The organism is Methylobacterium variabile (genome assembly GCF_001043975.1).
In the GTDB taxonomy this organism is placed as follows: Bacteria; Pseudomonadota; Alphaproteobacteria; order Rhizobiales; family Beijerinckiaceae; genus Methylobacterium; species Methylobacterium variabile.
Map to the genome: position 1 here is coordinate 1 of NZ_LABY01000191.1, position 12,258 is coordinate 12,258.

Below are 12,258 nucleotides of genomic sequence, written 5' to 3' on the forward strand. Positions count from 1 at the left end.
GGCGTCGAAGGCCGCCTGCGCGGCGACCAGCGGCGCATCGCCGACGTGGTGATGGTAGAGGCGGAAGCGGTAGACCGGGTCGCCCGGTGCGATCAGGCAGTTGCTCACCGCGCAGCGCTTGCGCGTCCGGCCGCCCAGCACGCCGGCATGCAGGGCTCGGAACGGACCGGGCGGGGCGCGTCCGACGGGGGCGGCTTCGGGGACGAGGTGACGGGCGTGCAGCGTCCGGTAGGCGGGGACGGCGTCGAGCGCCGCCAGCCAGCCGAGCTGGCCGCTCTCCGTCGCCCACGCCGTGGCGGCGGCGCTGTCCCGGTTCAGGCGCCACAGGTCCCAGTAGCCGCGCCGGACGAGTTCGCGCGCGGCCGCCGCCGCCGCCTCGACGCGCCCGGCATGCGCGAGCACGCAGAGAGCGTTGAGGTGGTAGTTGCCGGTCTCGTGGCCGTCGTCGCAGATCCGCCGCGCGGCCTCGGCCTTCGCCGCGACGAGGGCCAGCGCCGCCCCGGTCTCGCCGCGCCGCAGGGTGACGAGGAGATGGTCGGCGTAGAGGTTCCAGACATGGGCGTGCCGCTCGTCGAGGCTGCCGGCGGCGACGATCGCGCTCCCGCGCGCGAAGGCCCAGGCCTCGTCGAACCCGGTGGGACCGAGCCAGTCTCCCGCGTCGGCGGCGGCGAGCGCCTCGGCGAGCGCCGGGACGGCGAAGGCATCCTTGCCGCCGTACGGCGCGGTCTGGTGGGAGAGATCGTTCAGCGCGTGCGCGGCGTCCGACCAGCGACCGCCCGCGATCAGGGCTTCCGTGACCGCGACCCGCAGGTTGGGATAGGCCTCGAGGGCGTCGTCGAGCGGGGAGTGCCAGCGGTAGAAGCGGTGCCCGCGCGGGTGGGTGGCGGCGTAGGCGTCGAGCCCCGCCTCGAACCAGGGCCAGGCGCGCTCGCCCTGCCCCGAGCGCACGAGGGCGACCATGCCGGAAAACAGGGCGAGCGCGGCGATCGGCGGCAGCGCCGGCTGGTCGGGCTCGTCGTCCTCGCAGGCGGGCGTGAGCGCGACCAGCCAGTCCCAATCGCGTCCGAGCGCCTCGACCGTCACGGCAGGATCGCGATCCGCCAGCAGGCTCGCCAGGCAGCGGACGAAGACGAGGTCGGATTCCGGCATGTTCCTCTCGGTCAGGGATGACGAACACCGTGCCGACATGTCGACACCGCGGCAAGACCTTGCCGCAGCGTCCGTGCATGCGCTCTCGACGTGACGTCCAGTCGACGGGCGGGTCCGGAGCACGCTTCGCCTTCGAGGTTTCGCGGTCGCGCAGTCTGGTCGAGGAGCGGACGCTCAGCCGATGCGGGAAACGGGCGCCCGATACACCTCGAACTCGAGGCGGAGAAGGTCGAGCGCGGCGGTGCTCTCGGGCCCCCAGGCGTAGCCCTCCAGCAGGCTCAGCCGTCCCGCCTCCAGGAAGAGGACGAAACCCAGGCCGTCCCTCAGCCGGGGATGCGGGCGGGCGTCTCGCAGCCCAGCACGCGGGGGCCGTCGACCCGCGGCACGAGAGACGGCACGGCGATCGCCGTGAAGAATCCGGCCCCGGTGTTCTCGCGCCGCGTCACCGTGGCGGCGATCATCTGCCTGTCGAGCGCCCGGGCCAGAACCGGCGTCTCCGAGACGATCGACTGCAGCGCCGCCCGCTCCAGCGTGATGAATGCAGTCATGCCGCTCAGAATCACGACCGGGACCGGATCAGCTTGACTGGGCGAAAGCGCGCACCGGGCGGGGGCCGAGCCGTCCAGCTCGCTCTCGCGTCTCGCAGCCGGCGATCATCAGCCACCGCATGGGTCGTGGTTTCTCACCACGGTCTAACATCTCTCGCCCGTCATGCCCTGGATCGAAGAGCGCCAGCGGCTGTCGAAGGCGGCGACTGCCGGATGCCGCAGAGTAGGATTGCCTGATATGAATTATGATGCTGGCACTCGTGAATTAGCGTCGGATTTCCAAATTATATTTCCGGCCTCGAAAATGTGCCTCATGTGCAAGGCACAACAAGGATGCCGTCGCCGGGTGCAATGTTAACTATATATTTCAGTGATCGTTCCACCATCATGATCCTCGCGTTGGAGGTTTCATGCCCAAGATTTCACTGAGCGTCCGAGCCTCGCTCGGATGCCTTTTCGCATCGATGCTCGTCGTTTCGATTTTGCAAGGCGTGGCCGCCTACCACAAGCTCAGCAATGTCTCGGCGGTCACGGCAACGCTCCTTGAGAACACGATTCCGTCGTTGAACGAAGCGCACGCAATCAATGCATTGGTGCTGCGCACCAGACTCTGGCAATTCCGTTACATGACGGCAGAAAACGAGGTCGCAAAATCACAGAGCAGGGAGAAGATCATCGAGTTTGCCGGCGATCGCGACACAAAGATTGACGGATATCGATCTTTGATCACCAGCCCGGAAGAGCAGCAAGCTTACGATGCATTGAAAGCGAAGCTCGAGACGCTGAAGGTGGACGGAGAACGCCTGCGCGCCTTCCCGGCCGAGCGCTACGAAGACGCCATGACCTTCTTCCGTGGGCCGATGAACACCAACTACCTCGCCGTCTCGGCCGCCGCGCGTGTGCTCGTCGACATCAACATCGCGGCCAGCAAGCGCGCCGACGCCGCCATACGGTCCGAGCAGGCCTCGGCGCTGCAATCCACGGTGCTGATGCTCTGCCTCACCGTCCTCATCACGTTCGGTGCGATGGCCTTCTGCTTCCTCGGCGTCTCACGCCCGATCGAACTCATGACCCGGGCGATGGGCCGTCTGGCCGGCGGGGACACGGTCTCGAAGATCCCGTATGGCGGGCGCCGCGACGAGATCGGCGCGATGGCCGGCGCCGTGGAGGTGTTTCGCGAGAACCTGATCCGCACCCGCCGGCTGGAAGAGGAGACGGCGCTCGCCCGCGCCTCGGCGGAAGAGCAGCGCAAGGCCGGCATGCGCCAGATGGCCGACGGGTTCGAGGCGGCGGTCGGCGGCATCGTCGGCATGGTCTCCTCCGCCGCGAGCGAGCTGCAGGCGACCGCCCAGAGCATGAGCGCGACCGCCGGCGAGACCGCGGCCCAGTCGACCAGCGTGGCGGCTGCCGCCGCCCAAGCCGGAGCCAACGTCACCACGGTGGCGGCGGCTGCCGAAGAACTCGGCGCGTCGGTGGCCGAGATCGGCCGGCAGGTCTCGAGCTCGGCCGATCTGGCCCAGGCGGCTGTGACGGAAGCCAACGCGACGGCGGGGCTGGTGCAGGACCTGTCGCAGGCGGCGAGCCGCATCGGCGACGTCGTGGCGCTGATCTCGCAGATCGCCAGTCAGACCAACCTTCTGGCCCTGAACGCCACCATCGAGGCGGCGCGCGCCGGCACGGCGGGACGCGGCTTCGCGGTGGTCGCCGCGGAGGTGAAGGAGCTCGCCGCCCAGACCGCCCACGCCACCGACGAGATCGGCCGTCAGATCGGCCTGATCCAGGGCTCGACGGATCAGGCTGTGGGCGCCATCAACGGGATCGGGGTGCGCATCCGGGAGATTGCCGGGGTGGCGGCGTCGATCGCAGCCGCGGTCGAGCAGCAGGATGCGGCGACCCAGGAGATCGTTCGCAACGTCGCCCAGGCCTCGGCCGGCACCGGGGAAGTGACGGCGAATATCGCGGGCGTGGCAGGCGCGGCCGAGGAGACGGGTGCGGCTGCGGCTCAGGTGTTGACGTCGGCCTCCGAACTGTCGCGCCAGTCCGAGCACCTGTCCGCTGAGGTGCACCGCTTCCTCACGACGGTGCGGGCTGCCTGACTCGATGCCACGCCAACGGTCACTGAGGGTGACCGTTGGCTCCATCCTCGAATTGTCGCCACGCTTTTCTCGTCAAGCCTTCGTGCGGTGTCGAGAATTCGAGATGGATCAGCGGCCCGATCCGCCAGCATCCCGGGCCATTGGCATCAGCACCGCCTCCGCCCGCGGCAGCCCGCCGGGCGCGGGCCGCGCGAACGGGCTGTCCGGAACCCGCGGCGAGAACCGGAACAGGCCGGGCGGCGCCACGCCCTCCAGCTCTCCCGCCGCGAGGTCGCGGGCGATCACAACGACGAACGGCGCCGGGTCCTCGCCGGGACGGCCGAACGGCCGCGGGGGCGAGAACAGCGTGCCGACGCTCTCGACCAGCAGAGGGCGGCCCGACTCGACGACCCGCACGAGGCCCTTGAGGCGCAAGAGCCGCTCGCCGAGGCGGCCGGCGAGGTTGTCGAGCCAGGCGGCGAGGTCGTCGTAGGGGAGGGGACCGGCCGGCCGGGCGAGCCAGACCGCGACACGGGGATGGGCGCCGGCGGGCTCCGGCGCCAGCAGCGCCGGATCGAGGCCGGCGCCGGAGAGCGGCGCGAACGCCGCCGCCACGGCGGCCGCGCGGTCGGGATCCGCCACGGTCTCGGCGAGCGGGTTCAGGCCGGCGATCTCGGCCCGTGCCTGCGCGCGGCGCTCCGGCGATGCGGCATCGAGCTTGGTCAGGACGATGCGGTGGGCGGCGGCCCATTGCGCCGCCGCCTCCTCGAAGGCGGTCGTCTCGGGGCCGCGCAGGGCGTCGTAGGTCGCGAGCACCGCGACCCGCAGAGGCAGGCCGGCAAGGCTCGCGAGCTGGCGCAGGACCGGACCGGGCTTCGACAGGCCGCTCGTCTCGAGCACGATCCGGCGCAACGGGCCCGAGGCCTCCGGCCGCTCGGCGGCGAGCAGGGCCTCGACGGTGCGGGCGAGGTCGCTCGTCATCTGGCAGCAGACGCAGCCGTTGGCCAGCATGGTCATGGGGACGTCGCCGCCGGTCTCGCGCAGGATCATCCCGTCGAGGCCGATCTCGCCGGCCTCGTTGACGATGACCGCGGTGTCGGCGGCGTCCGGACGGCCGAGGAAGTCGCGAAGCAGCGTCGTCTTGCCCGAACCGAGGAAGCCGGTCAGGACGACGAAGTCGAGCGCGCCGGTCACGGCGCCGCCTGATCGGCTTGCGCATACTTGGCCGGCACCGCCTCGTCCCAGGTCGCCTTGACCAGCTCGCGGACGTCGGCGAGCAGCTCGGCGGTGTCGTAGATCACCCCGTCCTTGATCGTGTACTTCAGGCCCCGGTGCCAGGTGGCGCCGTTGGTCGCCTCGTCGAGGCGGAGCGCCCCGGTGCCGTAGAGCAGCTTGAAGTCGGTGAGCGGGTTGTGGTCGTGGACGAGCAGGTCGGCGCGCTTGCCGACCTCGACGGTGCCGATCTCGTCCTCGAGCCCGCACAGGGCCGCCCCTTGCGAGGTCGCGGCGCGCACCACCTCGAGCGGGTGGAAGCCCGCCTCCTGCAGGAGTTCCAGCTCGCGGATGTAGCCGAAGCCGAAGATCTGGTAGATGAAGCCCGAATCCGATCCGGCGCAGACCCGGCCGCCGCGGTTTTTGTACTCGTTGATGAAGGCCATCCAGAGCCGGTAGTTCTCCTTCCACTCGATCTCGTTCTGGGTCGACCAGCGATACCAGTACGAGCCGTGGCCGCCGCGCTGCGGCGTGAAGTAGTCCCACATCGACTTCCAGGTGTACTCCTTGTGCCAGTCGGCCTGGCGCGCCCGCATCAGGTCGCGGTTGGCGTCGTAGATCGTGAAGGTCGGCACGAAGGTGAAGCCGAGCTCCAGGAAGCGCTCCAGGGTCTCGTTCCACTTGGCCGATCCGGGCTCGGCGCCCTGGCGGAACATCTGGCCGGAGACCGAGAAGCGAAAGTACTCGTCGTTATAGTCGTAATCGAGCGGGAAGTTCTGCACCACCCGGTCCTCGAACAGCGCCTCGGGCAGACCGTAATAGTGCTCGGCGCTGGTGAGGCCCCAGCCCGCGGTGGTGAGCGCGTTCATGCGCGTCACCGCCATCTGGGCGTGGTGGCAGCCGGATTTCAGCCCGAGCTTGCGGCACTCGTCGAGGGCCGCCTCCATGATGGCGGGCGGCGCGCCGAAGAACTTCACCCCGTCGGCGCCGCGCTCCTTCAGCTGGCGCAGCCAGGCCCTCCCCTCCTCGGGGGTGTGGACGAGCTTCAGCATGTCGTTGACGGCCGGGAAGTAGCTGTAGGCCAGCAGCCGCGGCGCGGCGATCTCGCTGGCGTCCGAGCGCCGCTTCTGGTCGAGCATCCAGTCGAGGCCGTTGAACGAGCCCATCTCGCGCACGGTGGTGACGCCGTGGGCGAGCCAGAGCTTGTAGACGTACTCGACCGGCGGCACCCAGCCGTTGGCGGCGTGGTAGGCGACGCCCGCATGGGCGTGGCAATCGACGAAGCCGGGCGTCACCCACTTACCGCGGCAATCGATCTCGTGGTCGCCCGGCGCCGGCCGGCTGGTGTTGGTCGCGAGGTTGCCCGTCACCTTCTTCATCAGGGTGATGCGGCCGTTCTCGACCACGATGTCGGTCGGGCCGATCGGCGGTGCGCCGGTGCCGTCGATGACGGTGGCGCCGCGCAGCACCAGCCGCCGGTGCGGCCCGATCCCGCGGTCGCGGGAGGTCGACGGCACCAGGGGCGGCTGGCCGGCCTTGGCCCGCTCGGCCGCGAGCTCGTTGCCGGGCAGGGTGCCGGCCGGAATCGCCGCGTCGCTCATGGGTGTCCTCCCGTTCTTGTTCAGGTTCAGCGGGCGTAGCGGCGGCCGAGGAGCGCGGTGCCGAGCACCGTCAGCACCAGGGTCGCGGCGAGCAGGATGAAGGCGAGGGCGGCGCCGAACGGCCAGTTCATGCCCTTCGAGAACTGGTCGTAGACGGCGGGCGCCATCATCTTGAACTGCGACCCGCCGAGCAGCACCGCGGTCGCGTAGGTGTTCATGCACAGGATGAAGACGAGGACGCAGCCCGCCACCGTGCCGGGGAGCGCCAGCGGCCACACCACCCGGCGGAAGACCGTGAGCGCGCTCGCGCCGAGATTGGCCGCCGCCTCCTCGACCGCCCGCGGGATGCTCTCGATCACCGAGGACAGGGTCAGGATCATGTAGGGCAGCACCACCGCGATCGTGCCGACCGCGACCGCGCCCGGCGTGTAGATCAGCTGCAGCGGCTCCGAGGTGATGCGCAGGCCCCGCAGGGTCGCGTTGATCAGGCCGTCGTTGCCGAGGAGCCCGAGCCAGCCCGCCGCCCGCACGACGTTGCCGACGAGGAGCGGGATCAGGGTCAGGACGGTGACGAGGCTCTTCCAGCGGCTCTCCATCCGGGCGAGCCGGTAGGCCGCCGGGAAGCCGAGCGCCAGGGTCACCGCCGTGCAGGTGAAGGCCATGACGAGCGTCGTCGCCATCACGCCGCGATAGTATGGGTCGGCCACGGCGTTGAGGTAGTTCTGCGCCGTCGTCGCCTCGATCATCAGCTGCGTCGCGCTGTACTGGTTGAGCGAGATGCGCGCGAGCAGCACCATCGGGCCGACCAGGAGCGCGGCGACGACGAGAACGGCCGGCAGGATGAGGGCGAACACGGGCTGGGGTCTCTGTCTAAGGGCCTGTCTGACTGCTCGAAGGGCGAGGTTCGGCGCTTACCTCTCCGCCCCACAGGGTCGTCCCGGGGCCGCGCAGCGGAGCCCGGGATCCAGAAACTCAGGTGGTTCAGGAGGAGGCGGGCGCGTTCCGCTCGATCCTTCCGTACCTGCGGCTCTGGATTCCGGGCTCTCGCCTTCGGCGAGTCCCGGAATGACGCAGTGGGTCGGATTTCCGTGGCGCAGGTCGATCCGAAAGCCTTACGCCTTGAACTCCTTGTTCCAGAAGTCGGTGAAGGCGGCCTGCTGCTGCTGCATGGTGGCGTAGTCGAGCGGGCGGAGCTTGGCCTGCTGCGCCTCCGTCAGGCTGATCTGCCGGGCCAGGTCCTCGGGGAGCTTGGCGTCCTTGACGGTGGGCACGTAGCCCATCTTCTGGGCGAAGGCGACCTGCGCCTTCGGGTCGAGCATGGCGTTCAGGTACTTGAAGGCGCCGTCCTTGGCGCGGGAGTTCTTCGGCACGCCGGCCTCGAACAGGATCGGCACCGCGCCCTCCTCCGGCACCGCCATCTCGACCGGGATGCCGGCCTGCTTCCACATGAAGCCGCGGGCGAGCCACATGATCGAGAGCCACACCTCCTCGGACTTCAGCGCCGCGGCGAGCGCCTCGTTCGAGGGGTAGACCTTCGGCCCGAGCTTCTTCAGGTCCATGAGCGCCGCCTTGCCCTTGGTGAAGTCGCTCGGCGTGCCGCCGGCCCCGATATTGGCGCCGGCCATGTTGTAGCTGGTGAGGATGTCCGAGAAGCCGACCCGGCCCTTGTACTTCGGGTCGAAGATGTCGGCGTAGCTCTTGGGCGGCGTGGTGACCTTGCCCGGGTTGTAGAGCACGACCAGCGCCGAGTAGATGTGCGGGATCGAGTGCGGCTTGGCGAAGACGTCGAGCACCTCGGCCAGGCGCGGCACCTCGGCGCTCGGCACGGTCTCCAGCACGCCGAGCTGGCTCAGCATGTAGCTGTCGATGTCGTTGATGCAGGCGACGTCCATGCTGCCGCGGCGGCTGGTCTTCTCCGAGATCAGCTTGGTGCGGCGCGGGTCGTTGTTGGCGATGTCCTGCGACACCTCGATGCCCTGCGGCTTGAGCAGCGGCACGTCGATGTTCTGCTGCAGGAGCGCGCCGTAATCGCCGCCCCAGGTGCCGACGACGATCGAGGAGGACTGGGCCCGGGCCGGGAGGGTGCCGGCGAGGCCGAGGGCGGCGCCGCCGGCCAGGCTGCGGGCCATGAGTGTGCGACGGGTGATCATCGGGCGGGGCTCTCTGCGCTGTCGAGGGGGATGACGCGGGCGGCGTCGGGGACCCAGGTGATGCGGACGGGATCGCCCGCGGCGAGGCGGCGGCGGGGATCGTCGGGGAGCGGCGTCGGCGTCACCGCGACGATCGCCTCGCCGGCGAGCTCCAGGTGGTACTCGGTGCGCGCGCCCAGGTAGGTCAGGGCCTTGAGCCGGCCCGCACCGGCGGGGTCGGGCGCGACCTCGATCCGCTCGGGCCGGATCGCCAGCATGCCGCCGCGGGCGGTTGCGTCCGGCGCGCAGGGGACGGCGGCGCCGCTCGCGAGCCGGAAGACGTCGGTGCCCTCGCGCGTGCCGGCGAGCAGGTTGCAGCGCCCGACGAAGCCGGCCACGAAGGTGTTGGCCGGGCGCTCGTAGAGGTCCTCGGCGCTGCCGACCTGGAGCACGCGGCCGTGCTCCATCACCACGAGCCGGTCGGCCATGGCCAGCGCCTCGTCCTGGTCGTGGGTCACCATCAGGGTGGTGAGGCCGAGGCGCTTCTGCAGGTCGCGGATCTCGAGCCCGACCTCCGCGCGCAGCTTGGCGTCGAGGTTCGACAGCGGTTCGTCGAGCAGGAACACCGCCGGGCTCACCACGAGCGCCCTGGCCAGCGCCACGCGCTGCTGCTGTCCCCCGGAGAGCTGGCGCGGCAGCCGGTCGGAGAGCGCATCGAGGCGCACCAGCCGCAGGGCCTCGGCGATGCGCCGGTCGCGCTCCGCTCTGCCCACCTTCCGCATCTCGAGCCCGAACCCGACATTGTCGGCGACGCTCATGTGCGGGAAGAGCGCGTAGGACTGGAACACCATGCCGGTGTCGCGGCTGTGCGGCGGCAGCCGCGTCACGTCGCGCCCGCCGATCACCACCCGGCCGGCGGTCGGCTCGATGAAGCCCGCGACCATCCGGAGGGTCGTGGTCTTGCCGCAGCCGGAGGGCCCCAGCAGGGCGACGAGCTCGCCCTGGCGGATGTCGAGGTCGACGCGGGCGACGGCGGTCGCCTCGCCGTAGCGCTTCGAGACGCCGTCGAGGAGGAGGGTGCCCATCAGACGATCCGCGACAGCTTCACGAAGCGGTCGGTGACCAGCATCAGGATCGACACCATCACGATCTGCGCGGTCGCGACGGCGGCCAGGGTCGGGTCCATTCGGAATTCCAGGTAGCTCAGCATGGCGACGGGCAGCGTGGTGCGCCCGGGGCCGACGAGGAGGAGGTTGAGCTCGAGGTTCTCGAAGCTCGCCACGAACGAGAACAGGGCCGCCGCCACGATGCCGGGCCGCAGCATCGGCAGGGTGATGCGGCGAAAGACCGTGAGCGGCCGCGCCCCGAGATTGGCCGCCGCCTCCTCGGCGGCGCGGTCGAGCCCGGCGAGGCTCGCGGTGACGAGGCGCACCGTCCAGGGAATCGTGATCAGGACGTTGGCGGCGACGAGGCCGCCGAAGGTCGCCTTGATGTCCATGTCGAGCCAGTCCTCGGCCCGCAGGTAGAACATGTAGAGGGCGGAACCCGCGACGATCGCCGGCACCGCCAGGGGGGCGAGCAGGAAGGTGTTGATGAGCCCGCGTCCCGGGATCCTGGCCCGCACCAGCGCGAGCGCCGCGGCGGTGCCCAGCGGCACGCCGATCGCGGTGGCGGCGAGCGCGATCTGGAGCGAGGTGACGAAGCCGCGGGCGAAGTCGCGCTGCGCCCAGGCGTTGACGTACCAGCGCAGGGTCAGGGCGTCCGGCGGGAAGGAGACGATCTCCTGGTCGAAGAACGAGGTCACGACCACCATCACGATCGGCGCGAAGATGATCGCGTAGGCGAGGACCACCAGGGCCAGGAAGGCGATGCGGCCGAGCCGGACCGACAGGCCGGGTCCGGCCAGGGCCGGGGCCGCGGCGGGGGAGAGGGAGGCGACGCTCATACGGTTCACGGCTTGCGGGGTGACAGCTTTCCGGGGCTGCGCCCCGTGGCAGCTGACTCATCGGTAGGACAGGTGTCGAGTCTACTGGCAAGACAGGTGCTGGCAAGACGGGTGCCAAGGCGAGGCGCGATCCGCCCCGTGCGCCGGGCCGCGGTCCGCGCGGGGCCGTCCCGCCTCACGCCACTGCCTCGCGGAAGCGCGGACCCGCGAAGGCGGCGTCGCCCGCCGGCCCGCCGATCAGCTGCGGCAGCACCGCCTTCCAGGCCTCGATCAGGTCGCGGTAATAGTCCGGGTCCGGCCGCAGCACCGTCTGCACGCCCATGCCGCGCATCAGGTTCACGGTGAGGTTGAGGATGATCCGCGCCTCCCGGGGCGGCCGGGCGTCGGCGTCGCAGAACTCGGCCCAGATCGCGTCGAGGGCGGCGTGGAAGCGCTGCACCACCGGGATCAGGCATTGCCGCAGGTCCGGATCGGTGCGGGCCTCGTTGATCATCTCCATCGAGAGCTGGAAGAACCGGCCGGAGAAGAGCTGCCACAGGAACTCGACGAAGTCGGCAAGCGGCAGCGCCCCGGTGCGCACGTCGTGCGACACCGCCTTGATCTCGGCCGTGCCGTCGGCGAGCAGCGTCTCGAGCGCCGCGAGCACGATGTCGGCCCGGGTCGGGAAGTGGTGGAGCAGCGCCCCGCGCGAGACCCTGGCGCGCTCGGCGATCTGATGGGTCGTGGCGGCGTGGTAGCCGACCGCGTGGATCTCATCGAGAGTCGCGCGCACCAGCCGCTCGCGGGTCGCGAGGCTGCGCGCCTGCTGCTGCCGTCCGCTCTGCGACACCTCTCCTCCAGGCCTGGCTGCCGGCGCGGGGCGCCTGCGAAAAAAACAAGCTTGCCTGTTTTTTTCGCTCTGTCCAGTCTGTCCCTCGCGCCGCCAACAACCTCGGAGGGCCCGATGGACGATTATGCGAACCGCAGCTACGGCGAGATCCCGGTCGGCTTCGGGGCGAAGCCCGGCATCGTCGTGGTGGATTTCCAGGTCGGGTTCACCGATCCGCGCTACCCGCTCGGCGGCGCGCCGCTGGTCGCCCGCGCGGTCGAGAACACCGCGCGCCTCCTCGAGGCCGCCCGCGGCATGGGCGTGCCGGTCGCGACCTGCAACACGGCCTACATGAACGAGCGGGAGATGCCGTACTGGAAGATCACCGCCGTGCGCGAGACCTTCCTGCACGACCACCCGAGCGTCGCCCTCGATCCGCGGATCTACCGGGCGGATTACGACCTCGCGGTCACCAAGAAGGGACCGTCGATCTTCTTCGGCACCGGCGTCGCCGACTACTTCGCCAAGGAGCGGGTCGACACCGTGATCGTCACCGGCTGCAACACCAGCGGCTGCATCCGGGCGAGCGCGATCGACAGCTTCAGCCACCGCTACCGGACGCTGGTGCCCGAGGATTGCGTCGGCGACATCGAGGAGGGGCCGCACCGGGACAACCTGCGCGACCTCGGGCGGCGCTACGTCGACGTCACCGACCTCGCCACCGTCCTCGGGCATCTCGAGGAGTGGCGGCGGCGCAACGCCGCCTGAGCGCTGGGCGCCCCGACGCATTC

General features: G+C 70.4%; 11 protein-coding genes. 2 read left to right on the plus strand and 9 right to left on the minus strand.

What is annotated here, in order from left to right; translation table 11 throughout:
- A partial coding sequence (locus tag VQ02_RS25565; RefSeq protein WP_048447061.1) for a hypothetical protein occupies positions 1-1,149 on the minus strand: 1,149 nt, incomplete at its 3' end.
- A gap of 323 nt (positions 1,150-1,472) precedes the next feature.
- Positions 1,473-1,697, minus strand: a complete 225-nt coding sequence (locus VQ02_RS25570) for a hypothetical protein (RefSeq protein WP_048447062.1) — start codon at positions 1,695-1,697, stop codon at positions 1,473-1,475.
- A 410-nt stretch (positions 1,698-2,107) separates the two neighbouring features.
- On the opposite strand from VQ02_RS25570, the gene VQ02_RS25575 reads away from it, so the two are divergent.
- Positions 2,108-3,793 (plus strand): methyl-accepting chemotaxis protein, encoded by a 1,686-nt coding sequence (locus VQ02_RS25575; protein WP_083469448.1) that lies wholly within the window; start codon positions 2,108-2,110, stop codon positions 3,791-3,793.
- 108 nt (positions 3,794-3,901) lie between these two features.
- On the opposite strand, the gene VQ02_RS25580 is transcribed toward VQ02_RS25575, so the two are convergent.
- The 7 genes from VQ02_RS25580 to VQ02_RS25610 all read right to left on the minus strand — a co-directional run bounded on the left by VQ02_RS25580 (position 3,902) and on the right by VQ02_RS25610 (position 11,488).
- Positions 3,902-4,966, minus strand: a complete 1,065-nt coding sequence (locus VQ02_RS25580) for a CobW family GTP-binding protein (RefSeq protein WP_048447063.1) — start codon at positions 4,964-4,966, stop codon at positions 3,902-3,904.
- The gene (locus VQ02_RS25585; protein WP_048447064.1) at positions 4,963-6,585 is read right to left on the minus strand and encodes an amidohydrolase family protein; all 1,623 of its coding nucleotides are present in this window, start codon (positions 6,583-6,585) and stop codon (positions 4,963-4,965) included. Before VQ02_RS25585 ends, VQ02_RS25580 begins: the two co-directional genes overlap by 4 nt.
- A 26-nt stretch (positions 6,586-6,611) precedes the next feature.
- On the minus strand, positions 6,612-7,439 hold the full coding sequence (locus tag VQ02_RS25590) for an ABC transporter permease (protein ID WP_048447065.1): 828 nt from the start codon (positions 7,437-7,439) through the stop codon (positions 6,612-6,614).
- A 258-nt stretch (positions 7,440-7,697) separates the two neighbouring features.
- Positions 7,698-8,735 (minus strand): extracellular solute-binding protein, encoded by a 1,038-nt coding sequence (locus VQ02_RS25595; RefSeq protein ID WP_048447066.1) that lies wholly within the window; start codon positions 8,733-8,735, stop codon positions 7,698-7,700.
- Positions 8,732-9,799 carry an ABC transporter ATP-binding protein gene (locus tag VQ02_RS25600; protein ID WP_048447067.1) on the minus strand — a complete coding sequence of 356 codons (1,068 nt, stop codon included), beginning with the start codon at positions 9,797-9,799 and terminating at the stop codon, positions 8,732-8,734. Before VQ02_RS25600 ends, VQ02_RS25595 begins: the two co-directional genes overlap by 4 nt.
- Positions 9,799-10,659 carry an ABC transporter permease gene (locus tag VQ02_RS25605; protein ID WP_048447068.1) on the minus strand — a complete coding sequence of 287 codons (861 nt, stop codon included), beginning with the start codon at positions 10,657-10,659 and terminating at the stop codon, positions 9,799-9,801. The genes VQ02_RS25600 and VQ02_RS25605 overlap by 1 nt, the downstream gene beginning before the upstream one ends.
- Before the next feature lie 175 nt (positions 10,660-10,834).
- Positions 10,835-11,488 carry a TetR/AcrR family transcriptional regulator gene (locus VQ02_RS25610; protein WP_048447069.1) on the minus strand — a complete coding sequence of 218 codons (654 nt, stop codon included), beginning with the start codon at positions 11,486-11,488 and terminating at the stop codon, positions 10,835-10,837.
- Positions 11,489-11,602: 114 nt separating this feature from the next.
- On the opposite strand from VQ02_RS25610, the gene VQ02_RS25615 reads away from it, so the two are divergent.
- Entirely contained in the window at positions 11,603-12,235 is a 633-nt protein-coding gene (locus VQ02_RS25615) for an isochorismatase family protein (protein WP_048447070.1), read from the plus strand.
- Positions 12,236-12,258 lie beyond the last annotated feature (23 nt).

Bases quoted from the DNA above. Each gene is read 5' to 3' on its own strand.
- VQ02_RS25570 (WP_048447062.1), bottom strand. From the start codon at position 1,697: ATGACTGCATTCATCACGCTGGAGCGGGCGGCGCTGCAGTCGATCGTC.
- VQ02_RS25575 (WP_083469448.1), top strand. From the start codon at position 2,108: ATGCCCAAGATTTCACTGAGCGTCCGAGCCTCGCTCGGATGCCTTTTC.
- VQ02_RS25585 (WP_048447064.1), bottom strand. From the start codon at position 6,585: ATGAGCGACGCGGCGATTCCGGCCGGCACCCTGCCCGGCAACGAGCTC.
- VQ02_RS25595 (WP_048447066.1), bottom strand. From the start codon at position 8,735: ATGATCACCCGTCGCACACTCATGGCCCGCAGCCTGGCCGGCGGCGCC.
- VQ02_RS25600 (WP_048447067.1), bottom strand. From the start codon at position 9,799: ATGGGCACCCTCCTCCTCGACGGCGTCTCGAAGCGCTACGGCGAGGCG.
- VQ02_RS25605 (WP_048447068.1), bottom strand. From the start codon at position 10,659: ATGAGCGTCGCCTCCCTCTCCCCCGCCGCGGCCCCGGCCCTGGCCGGA.
- VQ02_RS25615 (WP_048447070.1), top strand. From the start codon at position 11,603: ATGGACGATTATGCGAACCGCAGCTACGGCGAGATCCCGGTCGGCTTC.